Origin of the sequence: Acinetobacter amyesii (genome assembly GCF_023499985.1) — a bacterium.
Classification (GTDB): Bacteria; Pseudomonadota; Gammaproteobacteria; order Pseudomonadales; family Moraxellaceae; genus Acinetobacter; species Acinetobacter amyesii.
In genome coordinates this window covers 182527-205461 of the sequence record NZ_JAMCOU010000039.1, presented here as the reverse complement: position 1 = coordinate 205461, position 22935 = coordinate 182527, and the positions used below count along the sequence as shown (strand labels likewise).

Sequence of the window (22935 nt, the reverse complement as noted above, 5' to 3'; positions counted from 1 at the left end):
TCAGTAGGGCAATTCTTCAGGTTGTTTTAGATTGAAAATGACCAAGAAATTGTATATAATTTTTGCATGTTGATGCGGGATGGAGCAGTCTGGTAGCTCGTCGGGCTCATAACCCGAAGGTCGTTGGTTCAAATCCAGCTCCCGCTACCAAGTTTCTAAAAGAGGCTCACAACTAGGTGGGCCTTTTTGCACAGTGGACTATGGTTTTCTGTGTAATAATGGGGCGATTTACGCCCTTTTTTATTGGCTATCGTGTAGTGTCGACAGTATTTTGGTCAAACCGTCATGTTTCACTACTACTATAGTTTCGCATTGGTCTGTAGTGGTCATTTCGACCATCGAATCGCACAAATTTGACGAGAGTAAATGAAGCTATCAAATAAAACTCAAGCACTTCAGGACTTAATTGCCCCAGCGGTGCAAGCATGTGATGTAGAACTTTGGGGGATTGATTTCCAACCTCAAGGAAAACGTTCACTGTTACGTATTTATATCGACCGTGAAGTTGATGAAAATGCAGAACCTGTCATCAATGAAGATGGTGAAGTTGAGCAAGGCCGTGGTATCGGCGTGCAGGACTGTGTTCGTGTCACTCAGCAAGTGGGTGCGATGTTGGATGTACATGATCCAATTTCAGGCGAATATGCATTAGAAGTGTCATCTCCAGGTTGGGATCGTCAGTTCTTTAAATTGGAACAAATGACGGCATATATTGGTCAGCAAGTCGCTTTGCGTTTGATCAGTGCTGTAGATAATCGTCGTAAATTCCAAGCCAAACTTGTTAACGTAGACCTTGAGAACGAAATGATTCAGGTTGAAGTTGAAAAGCAACAAGTGTTGGATATTGACAGCCACAATATTGATAAAGCAAATCTGGTTTTCCAAGATTAATTTAATAAATAAGAATCTGAACGAATAGGTGACTTATGGCTCGTGAAATTCTTACCGTAGTAGAAACGGTTAGTAACGAAAAAGGTGTAAGTCGTGATGCAATTTTTGAAGCGCTTGAACAAGCTTTAGTTGCAGCGACTAAGAAGAAATTCTACGAGGGAACTCACTCGGAAGAAGCTCGTCTACGTGTAGAAATCGACCGTCGTACTGGTGATTACCGTACTTTCCGTCAATGGGAAGTGGTTGCCGACGAAGATCACGAAATGCCAGCATGCCAAGATGCGATCTCTGATGTAGATCCTGCAAAATGGGCAATTGGGGATATCCGTGAACTTGAAGTTGAATCGATTGATTTCGGTCGTATTGCGGCACAAATTGCGAAACAAGTAATTGTTCAAAAAATTCGTGAAGCAGAGCGTGCGCTAATTGCAGATGCTTACGAATCTAAAGTTGGTGAACTCATCTACGGTGAAGTGAAAAAACAAACCAAAGATGGCTTTATCATTGATTTAGGTGACAATGCAGAAGCATATCTTGCGCGTGAAGAAATGATCGCTAAAGAAATTCTACGTCCTAAACAACGTGTAAACGCGATTTTGTTTAACGTAAACCGTGAAGGCCGTGGTGCTCAGTTATTACTTTCTCGTTCTAAACCAGAAATGCTCATTGCATTGATGAAGAAAGAAATTCCTGAAATTGCTGAAGAAATCATTGAGATTAAGGCTGCTGCACGCCAACCTGGCGTTCGTGCTAAAATCGCTGTGAAAACAAACGATCACCGTATTGATCCTGTAGGTGCATGTATTGGTATGCGTGGTACACGTATCCAAGCAGTTCAATCAGAGTTAAATGGTGAGCGTATTGATGTAGTCGTTTGGTCTGATGACGCGGCACAGTACATTGCAAGTGCTCTAGAGCCTGCTGATGTATCAGGTATCGTGATTGATGAAGAAGAACGTACTGCAGATATTATTTTTGCAACGAGTGATCAGTTAGCACGTGCAATTGGGTCTCAAGGTCAAAACGTACGCTTAGCATCTGAATTGACTGGTTACAAGCTCAATATGATGCTTGAAGAAGAATATCACGCACGCCAACAAAACGAAGCGCAACAATATTTAGATATGTTTGTTACACGTCTAGATATTGATGAAGACTTAGCGATGGCGTTGGTTGAAATGGGTTTCACATCATTAGAAGAAATTGCGTATGTTCCTGCGGAAACATTCGATGAGATCGAACTTGATGCTGAAACTGTTGAAATGCTACAAGGTCGTGCAAAAGAAATTGCATTGGCTGATGCATTGAAGCAACAAGAAAACATCCAAGAGCCAAGCGAAGAGCTTGCTGCAATGGAAGGCGTGACTAAAGAAATCGCATATGCGCTTGCCGCTCGCGGTGTGGTAACTGTAGATGATCTTGCAGATCAAGCCACTGACGATATCTCTGATATCGAAGGTTTAGGTGCTGAAAAAGCAGGTCAACTTATTATGAAAGCGCGCGAATCATGGTTTAACTAGGAGGTAATATATGACGGACAAGTCGATTAAGGAGTTAGCTCTCAGCGTGGGTCGTCCAGTTGAGAAGCTACTGGAACAGGTTCGTGATGCGGGTTTACCACAAACTAAACCTGACGATATTATCTCCACTGAACAACAAAATGCCCTCGTTAACCATTTGAAAAAAGTTCATGGTCAGGATGCGGGCAATGCAGGACAAATCACGTTGAAACGTAAAACTACCAGTACTGCTAAAGTGGCGAGTACATCGGGTAAGGCAAAAACGATTAATGTAGAAGTTCGTAAGAAACATACATTTGTTAAACCGGATCCTGAGCAAATTAAAGCTGAAGCATTAGCGAAAGCACAAGCTGACCAACAAGCACGTAAACAGGAACCTAAGGTTGAAGCGAAAGCTGAAGAACCGAAGCAACAACCAGTATCTAAAGCGAAACAAGCTTTAGAAGCAATGCGCGCTGCTGCGAAGCAAGAACATGCGAAGCAAGAAACACCGAAAGCTGCGGTTGTTGTAAAACGTAAGTCAAACAACAAGCCAATTACAAAACCTGTTGAAACTCTAGAACAGAAAAAAGCACGTGAAGCTCAAGCAGCACAATTGAAAGCTGTAGAAGAAGCGGCGCGTCGTAAAGCCGCTGAAGAAGCGCAACAACGTACGCTTGAGCAAATGCGTCAAATGGCGTCTAAGTATTCTAACGAAGACACTACTGCGACCATTCGTGTTGTAGATGATTCTCCGCTTGCTGCCGGCCTTGTAGGTCAGGCATATGAAGATTCATTTGCGAAAGAAGACCGTGAAATTAAACGTGGTACCAATACCAACAATTCACGTTCACCTAAAAAAGGTGGTCGTCGTGGCGAAGAGCAATCTTTCCGTGATAACTCACATAAACGTGGTTTAAAAACAAGTCAAGCGAACAAGCATGGCTTTGAAAAACCAGTTAAAAAACAAGTTTATGATGTTGAAATTGGTGAAACGATTGTTGTTGCTGACTTGGCTGCGAAAATGGCGGTTAAAGTTCGCGAAGTTATCAAATCACTCATGAAAATGGGGGAATTGGTTACTCAAAACCAAGCGATTGATCAAGAAATTGCAGCACTTGTTGTTGAAGAAATGGGTCACAATCCAGTACTTGTTTCGGATACACAAGCAGAAGACAACTTACTTGAAGCAGCTGAAGAAGCGCGTGGTGTCCAAACCACTCGTCCGCCAGTTGTGACAATTATGGGTCACGTTGACCATGGTAAAACATCACTTCTTGACCGTATTCGTCGCTCTAAAGTGGCTGCAGGTGAAGCAGGTGGTATCACACAGCATATTGGTGCTTACCATGTGAAAACTGAAAAAGGTATTATTACTTTCTTAGATACACCGGGACACGCAGCATTTACTGCAATGCGTTCACGTGGTGCGAAATCTACAGATATCGTAGTTTTGGTTGTTGCAGCAGATGATGGTGTTATGCCACAAACTGCGGAAGCGATTGACCATGCACGTGCAGCAGGTACGCCAATTATTGTTGCTATCAACAAAATGGATAAAGAGTCTGCTGATCCAGATCGCGTATTGAATGAGTTGACGACGAAAGAAATTGTACCTGAGCAATGGGGCGGTGACGTTCCAGTGGCAATGGTTTCTGCGCACACCGGTGCAGGTATCGACGAACTTCTTGACTTGATCTCAATTCAAGCCGAACTTCTTGAGCTTAAAGCATCTGAAGAGGGTGCAGCACAAGGTGTTGTAATTGAAGCACGTGTAGACAAAGGTCGTGGTGCGGTAACGTCGATTCTTGTTCAAAACGGTACATTGAAAGTGGGTGACCTTGTTCTTGCAGGTTCATCATATGGTCGTGTACGTGCGATGACAGATGAAAATGGTCAACGTATTAAATCTGCTGGTCCTTCGATTCCTGTGGAAATCTTGGGTCTACCAGAAGCGCCAATGGCAGGTGATGAAGTTCTTGTTGTAAATGACGAGAAAAAAGCACGTGAAGTTGCTGATGCGCGTATGGATCGTGAACGTCAAAAACGTCTTGAACGTCAATCTGCGATGCGTCTTGAAAATATCATGGCGTCTATGGGCAAGAAAGATGTGCCTATTGTCAACGTAGTATTGAAAACAGACGTACGTGGTACTTTGGAAGCATTACACGTTGCACTTGCTGAACTTGCAACTGATGAAGTAAAAGTACGTATTATTGGTTCAGGTGTTGGTGCGATCACTGAGTCTGACGTAACACTTGCTGAATCTTCAGAAGCGGTTCTTCTCGGCTTTAACGTACGTGCTGATAATACTGCACGTCAAAAAGCTGATGCTGATGGTATCGACATTCGTTACTACTCGATCATCTATCAATTAATTGATGATGTGAAAGATGCGATGAGCGGTAAATTGGCGCCTGAACACCGTGAAACAATTCTGGGTGTTGCTGAAGTACGTGAAGTGTTCCACTCAAGTAAATTCGGTGCTGCTGCAGGTTGTATGGTACTTGAAGGTACATTACACCGTAATAAACCGATTCGCGTATTACGTGATGACGTGGTGGTATTCCAAGGCGAGCTTGAATCTCTTCGTCGCTACAAAGATGTGGTTGAAGAAGTTCGTGCCGGTATGGAATGTGGTCTTGCGGTGAAAGGCTATAAAGACATCAAAGCACAAGATAAGATTGAAGTGTACGATGTTCAATTAATTAAACGGAGTCTTTAATGGCGGGTAGTCAACGTCTGAAGCGTATGGCGGATACAGTACAACGTGAGTTGTCAGAACTGATCCGTCAGGAGCTGAAAGATCCACGCTTAGGTGGTCTCGTGACCATCTCTGCCGTGAAGGTGAGCCCAGACTTAGGATATGCCGAAGTTTATGTGACTGTAATGGGTCGTGAGCTAGGCGATGAGCAAAGTGAAGCCGCAAATAAAGAGACTTTAGATGTCTTGAATAAAGCATCTGGTTTCTTGCGTCATGAACTAAGCCGTCGTATCAAAACACGTATTACGCCACGTTTGCGTTTCCATTACGACAAAACAAATGCTTATGGCAACTATATGTTTGGTCTAATTGCGGAAGCGGTCAAGGACTTACCTCCTACTGACGAAGCAAAAAAAGATGATGAATAATTCAGTTCGCTGAATGAAAAAAGCCACCTTTGGGTGGCTTTTTTATGTTTGAATAACGGTAATTTAAAAACTCAATCACTTTAAAATTATAATATGCCAATGAAAGACAGGTCGAACATGATATTTAATCCGCCAATCTGTAAAAATAATGAATTGAAAAAAATAATCCTTTTGAGTAGCGCATTATTTATTACTATGCCAAGTTGGGCATGTTTAAATACCTATGTAGAAGATTTTTATACATCTGATTCACAAAAAGAAAATCAACGCGAAGAACATCATGACGAGAAATTGAATAACTTTGTATCAAGGCATCCTAGCCCAATAGACTATCAGGCAGAAAATGATTATGCCGTACATCAGATTTATGCAGGTAAATACGATTTAGCCATTATGGTTTTAAGTGAAATTGAAAAAGAGCATCCAGGTTTACCGAAGACGGCAGTGAATTTAGGTACTGCATATGAGTTGATCGGCAATATTAAACTGGCCAAAAATTGGATTGCAGAAGGTATGAAGCGTGATCCATCGATACATCTTAGCAGTGAATGGATTCATCTGAATATTTTAACAGCCAAAGAAAAAGTGTGACACCAAAAAATTTTCATGAATATCTATTGTTGAATGTATATTATGGAACAGGTTATGTACCCGATGCACACTGGAAGAATCAGCGAAAACTCACAACAGCAGAATATGATGCTATACGAGAGCAGGCTAGTTTACAGATTAATGAGCAGAAAAATTTTGTTTCAAGACAGGATGCCGTGATGGCACAGCTGTTTTATGAATTGGCGAATCTTGAGATGAGCCAGAATCAGCCTGGCTGGTATAACAATTTTCAAAGTAGTTTTGAGACTAACTTACTGATTGATTTAGCTAGGCAGTATGGTTTAAAAAAACATCTTATAACCAAAAACGTTTGCAATATATGGCTCAAGGGAATGTAATTGAGAAATTATGGATGAAAATTAAAGACTTTTGGGCTATAAGGGATAATCAAACTGGATCTAGATTTAATCCAGATCCTCCGGTTTTGAATGGAGTTTAGAGTGAAAAGCACGGCGGCGAGTTCTTTGCCAAGGAAGAGGGCGATTAAGCGCTTCTGGCGCATCACCACTCATCGAGCGTAATCGTAAATGTAATGCCGCTTGTGCCATGAGGTTTGCAGAAACGGGCGCGGTGATAAAGGCAAAGAGCGTGATCAGGACCTCTGCAAAACCAAAACGGCCTTGAAATGCCGCATAAATAATTGCAGCAATTAGAAAACTTCCTAAGCCTAAAGTGCTCGATTTGGTCGGTGCGTGCAGTCGCATAAATAAGTCAGGTAGGCGAACCATGCCAATACCGCCGACCAACATGAAAAAAGCGCCAATAACCAAAAAAATCGAGACCAAAATTTCCATGACTAATTGCATATTAAAGGACTCCTAGTCGATGACGTGGCCAGTAGTGAAATAACGCGCTAAAGCAGCTGTAGATACAAACCCAAGCATGGCAACCAATAAAGCCCCTTCAAACATTGATGTACTTGCCCAATAAATACCTAAAATGACGATTAAGCAGGTGGCATTTAAGAACAAAGTATCTAAAGCAAGTAGTCGGTCCACAACTGAGGGTCCCATCACCAAGCGGATGAGGCACAGTAACATCGAGATCGTCACCGCAACTAAACAAATGCCAAGCGCATAAGGTAAAATTGTCATGCAGACTCTCCTGTATCAGCGCCAAAAATGAGGATGAGAGGGCGTTCATAGCGCTCTTTAATGGTTTGAATTTCTGCTTCAGGATCATCCGTACTCAGGGCATGGACCAAAATATCACCACGGTCTTGGTCAATCCCAGCAGACACCGTACCGGGTGTCGTGGTGATGATCATCGCAAGCAGAGAATTGACTTCTTCATGCTGTGTATCGAGAGGAACACGAAACCATTTCGGATGCAATTTATGTGTCGGACCAAGGACGAGTTTTGCAACATGGATGTTACTGACAATAATATCCCATAACACCACAAAGAATAATTTACATACTGCCAGCCAGTTGATATTCGGTGTTCGATCAATAAAAGGGCGAACCATTCGCGGAATAACAATTGCTAAAACCAAGGCCATGCATAGTGTGGCCGCATCTAAACTGTGCGCTAACATCACCCAGCTCAGACCAACCATGACTGATACCAATGGATGCGGAAACCAGCGATTAAATAAAGATAGTGTCGCCATGTTAAGGCACCTCCATTGGTTTCAGCTGGGTCTCTTCAGGCAATTTTTCTTCTTGTTGCTGTCCCTGAATTTGGCGTCGCTTATATTCAGAAATATGTTCGCCATTTAGGGTTTCAGGCGCAATCAATGCAGGGATGAGGTGTGCATTTGGATCCGCTGATTCGCCACCATATTTGGTTTCAGGTAAATTTTCAGGATCATAAGGTTGAACACTGATAATTTGACCTTCTTTATCCTTTTTCAATAGCAACGATTCATATAATGGGTTGTCTTGAATTTGCTGCGCAGTCTTGTAGGTATAGTCATAGATTGGTGCAGCAAAGACCATATATCCCACAAGCGCTGTTAATAGTAGATAAATGGTCTTGTCATTGCGTAGCGGAGCCTTATTCGGCAAAGCCTGATAACGTTGATATTCTTCAGTATCAATATCATCTTCTGGACGAGATGAACGCCAGAAAAGTACAAAACCAGCGCGGGTAAATGCCATGATACTGAGTAAACTCACCAACAAAACAATTAAAATAATCATGATTTGGTAAGGTGAATTGGCTGTTGCTTGTAAGATAAATACTTTACCCAAAAAGCCGCTAAATGGTGGTAGACCAGCCATCATCAACGCAATGATGAAATAGCAGACAGCAACTGTATTATGCTGTTTCATGCGGGGCGCAAGTTTAAAATGATCTTTAAATTCGCCGCGTTGTGAGGTAATCCAACCCGATAGAATATAAAAAGCTGCACCAATAATGGTACTGTGAATCAGGTAATAAAGTCCTGCAGCCCATGCATCCGTATTAAAGAGTGAAATCGCAACCAATATTGTACCGATAGAAGACAAAATCATAAAACCGACAAAACGACGTAAACGATCCGTTCCGATTGCACCATAAGCACCATAGAGCGACGTCACTAAACCAATCGGTAATAGCCACTGCTGTAAGATTTCACGGCTAATCCCATCGTCAAACACAGTGCCATTAACACGGAGAATGGCATAGATGCCGACCTTGGTCATAATGGTGAACAAGGCTGCGACAGGAGTGGTTGCCACAGCATAGGTCTTTGGTAACCAGAACCCTACAGGCAGCATTGCTGCCTTGATGCCAAAGACGGTAAACAGTAACAATGCACCAGCTACAGCAATACGATGTTGATCCGCTTCAAGCAAAGGCATCAGTCGTGCAACATCTGCCATATTTAAGCTACCTACACTGCCATAAATCATCCCGAGTCCGATCAGGAAGAGAGCAGAGGCAAATAGGTTAATGGTGACGTAATGAATACCCAATTGAAAACGTGCTTTGCCTTGGCCGTGTAAGAGCAAAACGTACGATGCCATCAACAGGATTTCAAAGAAGACAAATAGGTTAAATAAATCGCCTGTTAGGAATGCACCACACAAACCCATCAGTAAGAAATGGCACATGGCATGGAAATAACGACCACGCTCATCCCATTCTTTGCTGGCAAACCACATCACTGGCACAGCAAGACCATAAGTCAGCACCAACATGAATGCTGAGAGTCGATCTAGAACTAAGACAATACCAAACGGTGCGGCCCATTCACTCAGGTTATAAACCAAGACTTGGCCAGAGCTGGCGATCATCAAATAACTGATAGATGTGATCAGCCCAAGGATGCCAGAAACATAGCTGATTCCACGACGCCAAGGTTGTCGCCAGTCATGTGCCAACGAGCCAGAGCCGGGGTTGCCCAACAGGACTAAAATAAATGCAGTAATTGCAGGAATTAAAATACTGAAAATCGGGCTGTGGGTAGTCCAAAATTGGATGAAGTCATGCATTATGGCTCATCCTCCCGCGGGTCAATTTGCGGTATTTCTTCTTTGGAGTCCACATGATCTGTTCCGGTTTCATAGCGGCTACGCAGAGCCAATTGTACGATAAAGGCAGTGGTCGCAAAGCCAATCACAATGGCGGTTAGGACCAAGGCTTGTGGTAAAGGATCGGTCGCTTTGGTTGTTTCCGTTAACACAGCCGGTGCGTTGACATGAATACGTCCCATGACAAATAAAAATAAGTTCACAGCATAGCCAATCATGGCTAAACCCAGCACGACAGGAAAGGTACGTGCCCGCAAAATCAGGTATACCCCTGTTGCGGTCAGTAAGCCAATGGCTGAAGCGAGTAAAAATTCTAAACTAATCATCTTATTCGCCTCTTGGAACTGGACCAGACATACTCGAGTGACGCGAGTCGCCTAAGACGGAAATCATTAACATCGTCGCACCCACAACAGTGATGTAGACACCTGTGTCGAAGAGGGCAGCGGAGGCAAGGTGCATTTCACCTAAAATGGGTGGTGAGACATAGATATGAGCACTGGTCAGGAATGGGCGGCCCCATAGCCAAGCAGCGATCCCTGTCAAACCCGCAATGGTTAAACCAATACCAATCCACACTTCATATAAGCGACCTGATTTTGCACCAATCAATTGTTCAGCACGGTCTTGACCGAGCGCGATATATTGAATCACTAAGGCTAAAGAGGTAATTAAACCTGCAATAAAGCCACCGCCAGGTAAGTTATGACCCCGTAGGAAAATATACAGACTGATCACCAAGGCCAAAGGCAAAATCCAAGATGAGGTAATACGGAACATCAGTGGCGACGGATTAAAACGATAGGTCAGACCTTGCGTAATGGTGGTGCCATGAGCACGCATACCATCCATCATGCATAGCGTACCAATTGCAGCAATTCCCAGTACGGTAATTTCACCAAAGGTATCGAAACCACGGAAGTCCACCAAGATCACGTTGACCACATTGGTACCACCACCAAGTGGGATAGACTGCTGCATGAAGAACCATGAAATGGAATTGTGATCACGGGTCATGATCAACCATGAAATCCATGCAATCCCTAGACCTGCAATAATCGCAATCAATGCATCTCGCCAACGACGTGACACGCTCGACTCATAAGGGGTGAGCTGTGGTAATAACGATAGGCTCATGAGTAAGAGCACGGTGGTCACCACGTCAACAGTAATCTGTGTTAACGCCAAATCGGGAGCGGAGAAACAGATAAACACCATGGTCACAACCAGACCGACTGCACCACTGATGAGGACGGCTTTAATCCGTTCATGGTGGAACCAAAGCATCATCCAACATGCAGAGAATAATAATAGCCATAGAACGATCGCGATGACCGGTGCATGTACCAGTTCACGGCTGCCTGTGCCGATGCCTTGCAGCCAAAATGGAACGATGACGATGGCCACACTAAAGATCAAAATCCATAATAAATAGCTTTGTAATTTGCCATTTTCAGTAAAGCGACGGAACTTTCTTGAGCTGAGTAATAGATGCTTTAAAAATAAGTCGAACAGCACTTTACCTTGTAATCGACCCAAAAGTGGATCTAAGTCGATCCGGCGTAATTTGCCGCCCTTTGCCAATGCGAAGTAGAAAATTAAACCACCCAATAGTGCTATTACACTCATCAAAAGCGGTGCATTTAAACCATGCCAAATCGCTAAATGTGTACCTTCAAACGCAGGGTTTTGAATACTCGCACGTGCTGTGCTGTTGACTATATGCTCAACCAATAGGGCAGGGAATAATCCAACTAAAATACATAAAGCAGCCAGTAAGGTTGCTGGTGCGCGCATACCAAAAGGTGGTTCATGTGCTTCTTTATTGGGAACTTCTTTCCCCAGTGGACCATCAAAAAATACCCCATGAACCAAACGTACTGAGTACGCGACAGCAAAGATACCGGCAAAAGTAGCGATGATAGCCGACACGATCATCACTGGCCCAGTCAAGTTGGCCAAAAGTTCAGTAAAGAACATCTCTTTAGAGAGGAAACCATTGGTTAATGGGACACCTGCCATAGAGGCCGCAGTGATCATAGTTAGCGTTGCGGTAAACGGAAGTAATTGCCATAAACCAGAGATTTTTCGTAAATCGCGTGTACCTGATTCGTGGTCAATAATCCCTGCGATCATAAACAAGGCTGCTTTGAAGGTTGCATGGTTAATGATATGGAAAATGGCAGCCGCAACTGCGAGGGGAGATCCGATCCCGAGTAAGCAAACAATCAGACCTAAATGGCTGATGGTGGAATAGGCCAAAAGCCCTTTTAAATCTTCTTTGAAAATTGCAAAAAAGGCCGCCATACATAAGGTAAATAAGCCAATAAAGGTGACCAAGTTGTGATACAACGCAGCGCCTGCAAAAATCGGTAATAAGCGTGCAAGCAGGAAAATTCCGGCTTTCACCATCGTGGCAGAGTGTAAATAGGCCGAGACGGGGGTCGGTGCCGCCATAGCATTTGGCAACCAAAAATGGAAAGGGAACTGCGCACTTTTAGTAAATGCTCCCATTAATATTAATAGCAGTGTGGGTACAAAAAGCGAGTGCTGCTGAATTTGGCTACTCATCGTTAGGATTTGATCAATCTGATAGGTGCCCGTGATTTGCGCCAACAGAATAAAACCACCCAGCATACATAAACCACCCATACCTGTAATGGTCAAAGCCATTCGAGAGCCACGCTGAGCTGCGTCGTAATTGCTCCAATAACCAACCAAAAGGAAAGATGAAATGCTGGTAAGTTCCCAGAAAATAAGCAATAAAATTAAATTATTAGACAATGAAATGCCGAGCATGGCAGCCATGAACAGCATCAATAAAACATACAGTTTACTGAGCGAATTCTTTGGACTTAAATAATAGTAGGCATAGATATAAATTAAGGTGCCGATCCCGGTAATGAGCAGGGAAAACAATAAGCCCAGTGCATCGAGACGGAAACTGAAATCAATGCCAACTTGAGTGAGCCATGGCCATGTTTGAATGATGGTTTTGCCATTAAATACATTTTGAGCCTGACTCAATAATAAAACTAAACTGCTGAGGCTGACGCCAATCGCCCCTAAAGCTGTTACCCCGCGAGAGAATTGCTTCAACCACGAGACAAGTGTTGTGCCTAGTATTAACGGTAACAATATAATAATCGGTAGCACACTCGTATCCATTGTCATGATTAGGCGGTGAAACCTAGGTGTATTTCATCTTTCAAGGATTACAGGACAGCAAAGAGCAGTCCAAAAATTCAATCTTGAAAGCCATGTGTGTCAAAAAAAATTAAAAACAAGCTGTGTTGCGCAACTCGTGAAGCGATAGCAATTTCCGATGTTACTATGAAAATTGCAAATAAAACCGATCATATTACATGCGTAAAACAACATCAATCTTTTTTATGACCCACTTACACATTATACGCCTGACGAAACTGTCTAGACATCTATTGCGGCCTTATTGCTGAATATTTAAACATCGAGGCTATGGATTACACTCAGTCAATCAACCTCAGTATTTTTAACTCAGCGGTTGGATCGTAATGTCCTGATCACCTCGCTGTGATAAAGCCCTAACCAATTCTTGTTGCTGTTGCTCGGTCAGTTGTGTCTGAATTAATTGCAACATGTGCTGGATAGAATCTGGACTGTTCAACGGCTCATTTAATTCAGTCTCTTCAGTTTTAGGTGGAAGCGATGGTTTAGATCCGAGTTGCAACTGCTGATAAATTTGATCATAGGTTTCTTGTAGTTTTTCAGGCTGAATCTCACTGAGCTTTTTATTCTGTAATTGTAAGCACTGAAAGCGAGAAGCCTGTTCCATCAGTTCAGGACGGTTGCCGCTGGCAATGATTTGGAGTCGTGGAAACGCTTGATTTAAACGGGTCAAAATCACTTGAGTCATGTTTTGATCGAGTTGGTGGTCTATGGCGTCGATCAATAAAATGCCGTCACCTTCTTGGCATGGATATAAGCTATGAGGATTGAGTAGACACAGGCGACGTACAATATCACCAATTAAGGCCACAAGGTTGCGCACACTATTCGACAGCTGTTGAAATAACATGTCTTTGCCTTGATAGCAGACCATTAACTGTAATTTGGGATGATATTGCAGATAAATATTGGTTACATCGGGCAACACGGTCTCTAAGGCTTGTTTTAATGATCTGAGTGACGGCGCGTGTAGATCGGCCTGAGCTTGTGCTAGTTTATGCCCAAAAAGAGGCGTGTCTGATGCATTGGGTATATCGGCTTGGGTTTTAGGATGTAATAAATTTTGAATTAATTCGGCACTTTGCGCATTTTCAATGTCGGATATTTCTCGAAACCACTCAAAAAAACGAATAAACGTGGTAAAGGGAATGGCCGATATTTCATAAGCATGCGAAGGCTGAAAAATAGCAGGATTATTTTTATTGAGAATATTCACATCGTTGACGAAACGTTCAGCAGGGTAATAGGCAATGAGTGGCAACCCTTGTAACGGATCGGCTTTGAGGGCTTTTTGATACAGCGCAACCATCGATTCTAATTGCTGTGTTTCGGCCTTACTGAGGCCGACGCCTTGACTGTTTAAGGTTTTGTACAATTGCCATGAACAACATTGTGGGTCTTGGTCTTGTTGATCACTTGAAAGCTGAAATGAGCCTATGTCTTCGGGAAAACTGACTTGAATATCAAGTTTCGATTGCAAGCGATTTAACATGATGTCTTGATCGAGCATTACCACGCCTGCGGTGCGTAAATCTTTATAACGTGCAGCGAACCAAGTGAGGGCCTGATAACTAAAGCGTAGTAGGGAGGTTTTTCCAGAACTTTGATCACCCAAAATTAAGGTGATCGGCAGATCGTGGTAATTAAAATTGAGGGTGATATCAGTAAAATGAAGGGTGTGCTTGAGTTGGATCGATTGTAATTTCATGGTGCACCTTTTACTGATTTATTGTTTATTCACCTTTTTCATCATACTAGCTGACCGCTTGTGCCAAAGATTTGGGCATTTGACGTTTTAAGTGCTGCATCAAGTCATAAATATGATGGATATTTAAACTTACTTTAGCACGTGTGCAAGCCACGTAAAGTAACCGTAACTCTTCGTCACTAATTTTATAATCTTTATCGTTGAGCTTAAATTGGTAGTCATCTTCAATATGTACCCGATCCCATTCTAAACCTTTGGCTTTATGGGCGGTCGAGATAATGTAGTCGGCTTGATCAATTGGGGTGATTTTCGCCAGCGCCTTTTTCAGTGGGTCAGTACCGTGGTCATCGACCAACTTCACCAGCGGTTTAATATCGCTGCCGTCATTGGTTTCACAATATTCATGCACATCATGCCATGAGTTAAACCACGCAAGCTCTGGGACATCGACTACGCGCTTGCCTTGCTTGAGCATGGCTGCAGCATCGACAAAACGATTGAGTCGCGCATGATCTGCTTGCAGGCTAACTTTTTCGCCCTTAACCAAACCCGCCAATAACAGTTCCATCGCGCGTGCATTGGTACGACATAAAATGGCATCCCGCATCTTGGTATGTGGCTTATTGACCACTTTAGAGTTGAGCTGCGGATTACCCAATAACGGCACGGTTTCGTTCAATGCGCCCAGTAGAGCATTGGCATTCAAGGCAATTTCTTCACCAAAACGGAAAGACGTGGTTAAACGGGATTCGGGTAAAGGGAGTTGCTGCATGGCATTGACTGCGCCACGCCATGCATAAATTTGTTGATGCGCATCGCCAACATAGATGACTTGGGTATTCCGCTGTTTCAGTAAAATCCCTAGCATTAGTGGGTCAGCATCTTGAGCTTCATCGAACAGCACATAATCCGCAGGAATATTCGGTTCAGACAAAGCCCAAAGTTTTAAATAAATATCGTGTCCAATCCCTGCTGCATGGTTCGGATCAATCGACTCTAACCAACGACGTTCAATGGCAGGATACAAATGCTTTTGTAAGCTTTCGATATCGTCCGGATGCAGCCAACTCGGTGCTTGTAGATGTCGTGGGGCAGGGTACTGTGAACTGGTCGAACAGAAATAACTGACAGCGTTTGCCACCAGACTTGCCAAACGCGAAGGCATGAGTACATATTTTTCATAACGACCGCCCATCATACGACGTAAGGTGATCGGTTCTAGTCGATATTCTTTGGCAATAAAGCTCGGACTTAAACGTGGTAGACGCAGTTTGTCAGTCACTCCACGTGGAACACTACGATAAGCCAATGAGTGGAAGGTTCGACAGTCGACATTTTGATGAAAACGATTCTGTGCTTCGGTGGCAATGGCTTTGTTAAAGGCCAAGTACATGCCACGCCGCTGAGGCATGGCATCACTGATCATTTGCAGTGTGGTTGTTTTACCTGTGCCAGCATAGGCAATCACTTTAAATGATTTACCAAGACGTGCGTTATCTATGGCGGTGGCCTGCTCATAGGTCGCGGTCGGTTTTTTAAGATCTGGCACGGTTGCGTCTTAGTGCTGACGGTTGGCTTTTTCAACCAAACCGGAAAGGCCTTGACGACGAGCGAGTTCGTTAAGTACCAATTGAGGATCAATATCGAAATAACCCAACATCACAATGGTATGGAACCAAAGGTCTGCTACTTCGTAAATCAGATCGTTTTTGTTGTCTTCATTGGCTTCGATTTTAAAATCTTTAGCGGCAATGATGGTTTCAACACTTTCTTCACCGATTTTTTCTAAAATTTTGTTGAGGCCTTTATGGTAAAGCTTTGCCACATAAGAGGACTCAGGATCAGCTTGTTTGCGTTCAGCCATCATTTTACCTAAGTAGTCGAGTACTTCGACTTGCTCAGATTGCGCATTGGATGCATTCATCGCAAGGGTATGCGGATTTGCTGATTTTACACCATAAATTGCAGCAGGATCTTTCAATTGCGCATCGACAATTTCCCAGCCATTGGCAGTAAGCTTGCGGTAGAAGCATGACTCACGGCCGGTATGGCAGGCAATGCCGCCATGCTGTTCAATTTGTAGCACAATCACGTCAGCATCACAGTCCAAACGGATTTCATGTACGGTTTGGAAATGGCCAGATTCTTCACCTTTGTGCCATAGCTTATTGCGTGAACGTGAAAAGTACACCGCCTGATTTTTTTCTGCAGTTTGCGCCAACGCTTCACGGTTCATCCATGCCACCATCAATACGCGCCCGCTTTGATGATGCTGTGCAATAGCAGGCACTAAGCCTTGTTCGTTAAATTTTACTTCATCGAGCCATTGCAGGTTGTTCATGAGGATTTCACCAATTCAAAAATCAAAAAATAAATGCCGCAGCATTTGAGCAGCACTATAGTGTAAGCCATCAAGAGAATGATGGGGAGTTAATTCTTAATCAAATTTTAAATTGCGCAGTTCCGCTGCAGAATCATCTGCAGGCTTTCGGGCAATGTCAGCATAATTCATTTGCCCAAATGCACCCGTTTTTAAGCCGGAAATCGTAATCGCCATTTCTTTGCGGAAAAACGGCAGCTGATACATAGCACGAAATGAAAAATCACGGAGCGGCGCTGTCCAGCGATGATGTGATTGATAAAAAGGAGTCAGCAAGCGACTAAAAAATTGGTAAAATCGCACGGAGGACAACCGCAGTTGATGATACTCCTGCCAGAGGTTTTGCAGTGAGGAGTCCTGTTGATATTGAAGCAGAGCTTGACTGATGGCCCATGCATCGAGCAAAGCCATATTGGCGCCTTGTCCAAGCTGTGGACTCATGGCATGAGCAGCATCGCCTAATATGCCGATGCGACCTTCACCAAGTTTGCTCAGCACCACATCACGATAATTGGCAGATAGCCATTGCTGCGGATCATCTGGATGTGGAATCACATGCGCTAACCATTCTGCAACACTCGGCCAGCGTTTTGAAACTTCAAGCAACCATTGCTGCTGTGCGTTCTTTGTTTTTAAGAATCCCTCTAAATCTTCTGTAGGTAGACTCCAGAAAATGCTCGAAAGGCGCTGTTCAGGCTGTGTTGGAATTGCTCCCGTTGGCATCACACCCATCATGATATTGGAACGGTCATAGAACTGATGCAAGATCTGCGGATTGAGTACTTCGCATTCAGGCACGATGATCCACTTCGCCCCCCAAGGATAGGCTTGGTTGAGCTTTTCCCACGCTTTAGGACGTAAATGGCTGCGTGCACCATTGGCGATCAGCACGAGATCAAACTGACGTTGAAAAGATTGATCTGCGGACTGCCCAATTACGTTTATACCCTCACTGGATTCTTGAAGTTCATGCACTTCATGCGCCATACACCACTCAACGTGTTGAGGATATTCACCGACTTTGGATGCGAGGACATGACAGAGCGTGGCACGGTGAATGCCGAGTCCATATGAACGTTCATCGGCTTGTCGATAATGACTGTTAATCAGCAAGTCGCCGCCAGCCAGTTGACCTTCCAGACCTGTTACCACAGCACCTAGGCTTAAGGCATGTTCCAAAATGCCTAAATGTTCGAAAACCGCAAGCCCGGCGGGTTGTAATAATAATCCTGCGCCCACAGGTTCAAGTTGTGAGACTTTTTCATATAAGCAGATTTGATGGCCTTGAGCAGCAAGCATTGCTGCAGCGGCTAATCCTGCTGTACCTGCACCGATGATGGCAATATTTTGAGTTTTCATTGTTATAAAAGTTGATTTTATCTCAGCCCAATGTAGCAAAGTTGTCGTATAAAACCCAATAAAAAAGCCCTCATAAGGGCTTTTTAAAGGGTGAGTCAGGTCTTACCAGTGTTCACCAGGGAATAGGCGAGCATATGCTTTTTGTACCCAATTGAGTTTTTCTTGCTTACCAATAGACGCTGAAGAGCTTGGGAACAAGTTATAACCAATCGACATGAGTTTGTTATTAATGTCAGGAGCGATGGAATAGGTGATTGAAGCCAAACGGCCCAAATTGGTCGCCACTTTCTTCGGACGTTTCACGATGGCATAGGCAATCAGGTCAGTTGCTTGTTCTGGAGAAAGCGTTGGAACATATTTATAAATTTTGGTTGGGGCGATCATTGGCGTGCGCACCAATGGCATGTAGACCGACGTGATGGCAATATTATGCGAGTGAACTTCAGCACTTAGGCAACGGCTGAAAGCATCTAATGCGGCTTTAGATGCAACATATGCAGAGAAGCGTGTTGCATTGGCCAATACACCAATCGAACTGATGTTGATGATATGACCTTCACGACGAATCATCATTTTAGGCAACAGGTTCATCACCAAACGTACCGCGCCAAAATAGTTCAGCTGCATGGTGCGTTCAAAATCATGGAAACGATCGGTTGATTCATGCACGGCACGACGAATAGAACGGCCAGCGTTATTAATTAAGATATCAATATGATCGACGGAAGCGAGGATTTGTTGTGCCACAGCATCAATGGATTCCATATCATTGAGGTCACATGGGAAAACATCGGCTTTACCGCCAGTGGCTTCAATTTCAGCTTTTACGGCATCAAGAGTTTCTTTGGTACGTGCAACCAGTAGAACATGTGCGCCTGCATTGGCAAGGCGATGCGCTGTGGTTAAGCCAATACCACTCGATGCACCGGTGATTAAAATAGTCTTACCGTTGACACGGTCAACGAAACGTTTCTCAAGTCTTGAATTCACGATGAGGTTCCCTGTTAAATCAGTTTTATTGTATTCATTTATCGGCCCGACAACGCTAGTGCAGGGCTGTTTTAAGTCAGCGGTATGATAGCGTTTTATTTCAAAAAAGCCATATGATAAGTAATTGATAATAAAATAATATTTAGAGTTTTTACTCTAAATTAAAATCCCTATTTACTCAATTTTTAACACATAAATATGTGAAAGAGAAGTGCTTTTATCGACATCGTTGCAACGTAAAAAAAGTCGATTTTCAAGATAAATAAAATTGTAAATAAATATAGAAGCAGGGCCATAGATGCCCAAAATTGGAAGGCGGATTATGTGGGGGTGGTTATTTAAATGAAATGGAAATAAAAACAGGCCTTAAAAATAAGGCCTGTGGATTGTGCACTTGTGGTTTAAACAGCAGCTAAGGCTTGCTCTAAGTCGGCAATCAAGTCATCTGCATGCTCGATCCCAATCGATAAACGAACCATATCAACGCTGACACCGGCTGCTTTGAGTTCATCTTCATTGAGCTGGCGATGTGTCGTGGTCGCAGGATGGCAAGCTAAACTTTTGGCATCACCAATATTCACAAGGCGAGTAAATAACTGCAACGCATCGATGAAACGCGTGCCGCCTGCAAGGCCATCTTGAACTCCAAATGAAAGAATCGCAGATGGTTTGCCTTTGACATATTTTTGCGCCAAAGCATGCTGAGGATGGTCTTTTAGGCCAGCGTAGTTGACCCATTTTACTTTTGGATGCGCTTGTAAATATTCAGCCACTTTTTGCGCATTTTCAGTATGACGTTCCATGCGCAGGCTTAAGGTTTCCAAACCTTGTAAGATCAAAAACACATTGTGCGGGCTGATCGCAGCGCCTGTATTACGCAGTGGGACCACGCGCGCACGGGCAATGTAGGCTGCGTCACCTAAAGCTTCGACATAATTGACCCCGTGGTAGCTTGGATCAGGGGTGTTGAGTGATTTAAAGCGTTCAGGGTATTTGCCCCAAGGAAATTTGCCGCTATCGACGATGATGCCACCGATCGAATTACCATGACCGCCAATATATTTTGTGAGTGAGTGCACCACGATGTCGGCACCAAATTCAAATGATTTTTGCAGAACAGGTGTGGCAACAGTATTGTCTACGACTACAGGTATGCCAAATTCATGCGCAATTTTCGAAATTGCTTCGAGGTCAATAATATTGCCCAATGGGTTACCAATAGATTCGACAAAGACCAACTTGGTTTTGTCATCGATGAGGCTACGCAGTGCTTCGGGGTTTTGATAATCAAAGAAGCGAACTTCAATGCCTTGTTTCGGCAGGGTGTGGGCAAACAGGTTATATGTGCCGCCGTACAGGGTCGAAACTGAAGCGATATTGTCGCCTGCTTCAGCAATGGTTTGAATCGCATATGTAATGGCCGCCATACCAGAGGCTAAGGCCAAAGCGCCTATACCGCCTTCGAGTGCTGCAACACGCTGTTCAAGTACCGCCGTGGTTGGATTCATAATGCGGGTATAAATATTACCCTGAACTTTTAAGTCAAATAAATCAGCACCATGCTGTGTGTTATCAAAGGAATATGAGGTGGTTTGATAAATCGGCACCGCAACCGCTTTGGTGGTTGGCTCCGGGGTATACCCCGCGTGAATTGCTAAAGTTTCGTCTTTATATGTCATGATTACATCATCTAAGTGAGCTAATTTTTTAAACAGTCTATCACTTATATATATGAATAAAAGTGCTTTATTTATAAAATTAATATCATAATTATTCATATTGTTGAAAAATTTTCAGCTAAAGATGAGCGAAATTATGCTTAAAAACGCATGTTTAAATTTTGTTCGCCATTAAACTTGTAACAATGCATTGAAGGCGTGTGCGAAACCTTATTTTTTCACGACTTTATGCGTATAATAGCCGATTATTTTTTCGCTCAATTGAGCAGGGGCAACTTTGTGTTGTTCCGTATATGTTTTGACTATTGAGGAGTCCTAAGTGGCCCAATATATTTACACGATGAACCGTGTGTCGAAGATGGTTCCGCCTAAGCGCGAAATCCTGAAAGACATCTCTTTATCATTTTTCCCAGGCGCAAAAATTGGTGTGCTTGGTCTAAACGGTGCAGGTAAATCTACCTTGCTTCGTATTATGGCGGGCGTAGATAAAGATTTCTCAGGTGAAGCACGTGCTCAACCGGGTATCAAAATTGGTTACCTTGAACAAGAGCCGCCATTGGATGAAAGCAAAGACGTTCGTGGTAACGTTGAAGACGGTTTACGTGAGCCGTTAGATGCTTTGGCGCGTCTTGATGAAGTGTTTGCAGAATATGCAGCAGAAGATGCTGACTTTGATGCACTTGCAAAAGAACAAGAGAAGTTAGAAGCCATTATCCATTCATGGGATGCACATAATATTGTGAACCAAATGGATCAGGCTGCTGCAGCGTTGAACCTTCCAGCTTGGGATGCAGATGTATCTAAGTTGTCTGGTGGTGAGCGCCGTCGTGTTGCACTTTGCCGTTTGTTATTGTCTAAACCAGACATGTTACTTCTAGATGAACCAACGAACCATTTGGATGCTTCATCAGTATCATGGTTGGAACGTTTCTTGAAAGACTTCCCTGGTACGATCGTTGCGATTACCCATGACCGTTACTTCTTGGATAATGTGGCAGAGTGGATTCTTGAGCTTGACCGCGGCATGGGTATTCCATACCAAGGCAACTACTCTTCTTGGTTAGAGCAGAAAAATGCCCGTTTAGAGCAAGAACAGAAGCAAGAAGAATCTTTTGCTAAAGCATTGAAAAAAGAACTTGAATGGGTTCGTTCAAATGCTAAAGGTCAGCAAAAGAAAAACAAAGCGCGTATGGAGCGTTTTGAAGAGCTTAACTCACGCGAATTCCAACAGCGTAACGAAACATCTGAAATCTATATTCCACCTGGTCCACGTCTAGGTAATAAAGTTGTAGAAGTTGAAGGTATTAGTAAATCCTTTGGTGACCGTACACTTTATAAAGATTTATCGTTCGTTGTACCACCTGCTGCAATTGTAGGTATCGTGGGCGAAAACGGTGCGGGTAAAACCACATTATTCCGTATGATGACAGGCGAACAACAACCAGATACAGGTACAATTACACTGGGTGAGTCTGTTAAAGTGGCTTATGTTGGTCAGATTCGTGACACCTTAGATGACAACAAAACTGTTTGGGAAGAAGTTTCTGGCGGTTTAGATATCTTGAAAATTGGTGAATACGAAATCGCATCTCGTGCGTATATCGGTCGCTTTAACTTCAAAGGTCAAGATCAGCAAAAACGTGTAGGTCAATTGTCAGGTGGTGAACGTAACCGTTTACAACTTGCGAAAATCCTGCAAATGGGCGCAAACGTCATCTTACTCGATGAACCGTCAAACGACTTGGATATCGAAACTTTACGTGCGCTTGAAGATGCCATTTTAGTATTCCCAGGTACAGTCATGGTGATCTCGCATGACCGTTGGTTCCTCGACCGTATTGCAACGCACATCTTGTCATTTGAAGGTGAAACCCCTGAATTCTTCACGGGTAACTACCATGAATTTGAAGAATACCGTCGTAAACGTGATGGTGATGACCTTGTTGCAAAGCGTCAAAAATACCGCAAAATTGGCAACTAAGTTCCAGTTTTAAAATAAAAAAACCAGCCTGCGGGC

19 protein-coding genes and 1 tRNA gene are annotated in these 22935 nt (G+C 43.4%); 8 read left to right on the top strand and 12 right to left on the bottom strand.

Translation table 11 applies throughout. The features are described 5' to 3' along the window. The first annotated feature begins 73 nt into the window (after positions 1-73). The 7 genes from M5F03_RS16170 to M5F03_RS16140 all read left to right on the top strand — a co-directional run bounded on the left by M5F03_RS16170 (position 74) and on the right by M5F03_RS16140 (position 6472). Positions 74-150: transfer RNA gene (locus tag M5F03_RS16170), tRNA-Met, on the top strand. A gap of 216 nt (positions 151-366) precedes the next feature. After that, positions 367-891: a ribosome maturation factor RimP gene (gene rimP / locus M5F03_RS16165; protein ID WP_078192559.1), complete on the top strand. Its 525-nt coding sequence runs from the start codon at positions 367-369 to the stop codon at positions 889-891. Between the two features lie 35 nt (positions 892-926). Then, complete coding sequence (nusA, locus tag M5F03_RS16160) at positions 927-2411, top strand: transcription termination factor NusA (RefSeq protein ID WP_078192558.1); 1485 nt, start codon at positions 927-929, stop codon at positions 2409-2411. A 10-nt stretch (positions 2412-2421) separates the two neighbouring features. Beyond that, positions 2422-5115 (top strand): translation initiation factor IF-2, encoded by a 2694-nt coding sequence (gene infB, locus M5F03_RS16155; protein ID WP_078192557.1) that lies wholly within the window; start codon positions 2422-2424, stop codon positions 5113-5115. Further along, the gene (locus tag M5F03_RS16150) at positions 5115-5522 is read left to right on the top strand and encodes a ribosome-binding factor A (RefSeq protein ID WP_078189413.1); all 408 of its coding nucleotides are present in this window, start codon (positions 5115-5117) and stop codon (positions 5520-5522) included. Before infB ends, M5F03_RS16150 begins: the two co-directional genes overlap by 1 nt. Before the next feature lie 195 nt (positions 5523-5717). Beyond that, positions 5718-6113, top strand: a complete 396-nt coding sequence (locus M5F03_RS16145; RefSeq protein WP_249708890.1) for a tetratricopeptide repeat protein — start codon at positions 5718-5720, stop codon at positions 6111-6113. Further along, positions 6071-6472, top strand: coding sequence for a hypothetical protein (locus tag M5F03_RS16140; RefSeq protein ID WP_249708889.1), 402 nt, complete (start codon positions 6071-6073; stop codon positions 6470-6472). The genes M5F03_RS16145 and M5F03_RS16140 overlap by 43 nt, the downstream gene beginning before the upstream one ends. 66 nt (positions 6473-6538) lie before the next feature. Here the strand turns inward: M5F03_RS16140 and M5F03_RS16135 are convergent, their stop codons facing one another. The 12 genes from M5F03_RS16135 to M5F03_RS16080 all read right to left on the bottom strand — a co-directional run bounded on the left by M5F03_RS16135 (position 6539) and on the right by M5F03_RS16080 (position 20918). Continuing rightward, a complete protein-coding gene (locus M5F03_RS16135; protein ID WP_249708888.1) occupies positions 6539-6940 on the bottom strand; it encodes a Na+/H+ antiporter subunit G in 402 nt (133 codons plus the stop codon). Between the two features lie 12 nt (positions 6941-6952). Then, the gene (locus tag M5F03_RS16130; protein ID WP_078192553.1) at positions 6953-7228 is read right to left on the bottom strand and encodes a monovalent cation/H+ antiporter subunit F; all 276 of its coding nucleotides are present in this window, start codon (positions 7226-7228) and stop codon (positions 6953-6955) included. Beyond that, complete coding sequence (locus M5F03_RS16125) at positions 7225-7746, bottom strand: Na+/H+ antiporter subunit E (RefSeq protein ID WP_249708887.1); 522 nt, start codon at positions 7744-7746, stop codon at positions 7225-7227. Before M5F03_RS16125 ends, M5F03_RS16130 begins: the two co-directional genes overlap by 4 nt. Position 7747: 1 nt before the next feature. After that, positions 7748-9556 (bottom strand): monovalent cation/H+ antiporter subunit D, encoded by a 1809-nt coding sequence (locus M5F03_RS16120; RefSeq protein ID WP_180133243.1) that lies wholly within the window; start codon positions 9554-9556, stop codon positions 7748-7750. After that, positions 9556-9921, bottom strand: a complete 366-nt coding sequence (locus M5F03_RS16115) for a Na+/H+ antiporter subunit C (RefSeq protein ID WP_078189407.1) — start codon at positions 9919-9921, stop codon at positions 9556-9558. The genes M5F03_RS16120 and M5F03_RS16115 overlap by 1 nt, the downstream gene beginning before the upstream one ends. Before the next feature lies 1 nt (position 9922). Further along, positions 9923-12763 (bottom strand): monovalent cation/H+ antiporter subunit A, encoded by a 2841-nt coding sequence (locus tag M5F03_RS16110; RefSeq protein ID WP_249708925.1) that lies wholly within the window; start codon positions 12761-12763, stop codon positions 9923-9925. Positions 12764-13106: 343 nt separating this feature from the next. After that, positions 13107-14510 carry an ATP-binding protein gene (locus tag M5F03_RS16105; RefSeq protein ID WP_249708886.1) on the bottom strand — a complete coding sequence of 468 codons (1404 nt, stop codon included), beginning with the start codon at positions 14508-14510 and terminating at the stop codon, positions 13107-13109. Positions 14511-14556: 46 nt separating this feature from the next. Further along, positions 14557-16059 carry a UvrD-helicase domain-containing protein gene (locus M5F03_RS16100; protein WP_111884125.1) on the bottom strand — a complete coding sequence of 501 codons (1503 nt, stop codon included), beginning with the start codon at positions 16057-16059 and terminating at the stop codon, positions 14557-14559. Positions 16060-16068: 9 nt separating this feature from the next. Then, complete coding sequence (gene hisIE / locus M5F03_RS16095) at positions 16069-16851, bottom strand: bifunctional phosphoribosyl-AMP cyclohydrolase/phosphoribosyl-ATP diphosphatase HisIE (RefSeq protein WP_180026546.1); 783 nt, start codon at positions 16849-16851, stop codon at positions 16069-16071. 96 nt (positions 16852-16947) lie between these two features. Continuing rightward, positions 16948-18249: an FAD-dependent oxidoreductase gene (locus M5F03_RS16090; protein WP_249708885.1), complete on the bottom strand. Its 1302-nt coding sequence runs from the start codon at positions 18247-18249 to the stop codon at positions 16948-16950. A gap of 102 nt (positions 18250-18351) precedes the next feature. After that, entirely contained in the window at positions 18352-19239 is an 888-nt protein-coding gene (locus M5F03_RS16085) for an SDR family NAD(P)-dependent oxidoreductase (RefSeq protein WP_180024275.1), read from the bottom strand. A 401-nt stretch (positions 19240-19640) separates the two neighbouring features. After that, positions 19641-20918: an O-acetylhomoserine aminocarboxypropyltransferase/cysteine synthase family protein gene (locus tag M5F03_RS16080; protein ID WP_180024276.1), complete on the bottom strand. Its 1278-nt coding sequence runs from the start codon at positions 20916-20918 to the stop codon at positions 19641-19643. Between the two features lie 319 nt (positions 20919-21237). On the opposite strand from M5F03_RS16080, the gene ettA reads away from it, so the two are divergent. Next, entirely contained in the window at positions 21238-22899 is a 1662-nt protein-coding gene (gene ettA / locus M5F03_RS16075; RefSeq protein WP_078192544.1) for an energy-dependent translational throttle protein EttA, read from the top strand. The last annotated feature ends 36 nt before the right edge of the window (positions 22900-22935 follow it).

Coding starts and splice junctions, on each gene's coding strand:
- rimP (WP_078192559.1), top strand. CDS start 367: ATGAAGCTATCAAATAAAACTCAAGCACTTCAGGACTTAATTGCCCCA.
- nusA (WP_078192558.1), top strand. CDS start 927: ATGGCTCGTGAAATTCTTACCGTAGTAGAAACGGTTAGTAACGAAAAA.
- infB (WP_078192557.1), top strand. CDS start 2,422: ATGACGGACAAGTCGATTAAGGAGTTAGCTCTCAGCGTGGGTCGTCCA.
- M5F03_RS16150 (WP_078189413.1), top strand. CDS start 5,115: ATGGCGGGTAGTCAACGTCTGAAGCGTATGGCGGATACAGTACAACGT.
- M5F03_RS16145 (WP_249708890.1), top strand. CDS start 5,718: ATGCCAAGTTGGGCATGTTTAAATACCTATGTAGAAGATTTTTATACA.
- M5F03_RS16140 (WP_249708889.1), top strand. CDS start 6,071: ATGGATTCATCTGAATATTTTAACAGCCAAAGAAAAAGTGTGACACCA.
- M5F03_RS16135 (WP_249708888.1), bottom strand. CDS start 6,940: ATGCAATTAGTCATGGAAATTTTGGTCTCGATTTTTTTGGTTATTGGC.
- M5F03_RS16130 (WP_078192553.1), bottom strand. CDS start 7,228: ATGACAATTTTACCTTATGCGCTTGGCATTTGTTTAGTTGCGGTGACG.
- M5F03_RS16125 (WP_249708887.1), bottom strand. CDS start 7,746: ATGGCGACACTATCTTTATTTAATCGCTGGTTTCCGCATCCATTGGTA.
- M5F03_RS16120 (WP_180133243.1), bottom strand. CDS start 9,556: ATGCATGACTTCATCCAATTTTGGACTACCCACAGCCCGATTTTCAGT.
- M5F03_RS16115 (WP_078189407.1), bottom strand. CDS start 9,921: ATGATTAGTTTAGAATTTTTACTCGCTTCAGCCATTGGCTTACTGACC.
- M5F03_RS16110 (WP_249708925.1), bottom strand. CDS start 12,763: ATGGATACGAGTGTGCTACCGATTATTATATTGTTACCGTTAATACTA.
- M5F03_RS16105 (WP_249708886.1), bottom strand. CDS start 14,510: ATGAAATTACAATCGATCCAACTCAAGCACACCCTTCATTTTACTGAT.
- hisIE (WP_180026546.1), bottom strand. CDS start 16,851: ATGAACAACCTGCAATGGCTCGATGAAGTAAAATTTAACGAACAAGGC.
- M5F03_RS16090 (WP_249708885.1), bottom strand. CDS start 18,249: ATGAAAACTCAAAATATTGCCATCATCGGTGCAGGTACAGCAGGATTA.
- M5F03_RS16080 (WP_180024276.1), bottom strand. CDS start 20,918: ATGACATATAAAGACGAAACTTTAGCAATTCACGCGGGGTATACCCCG.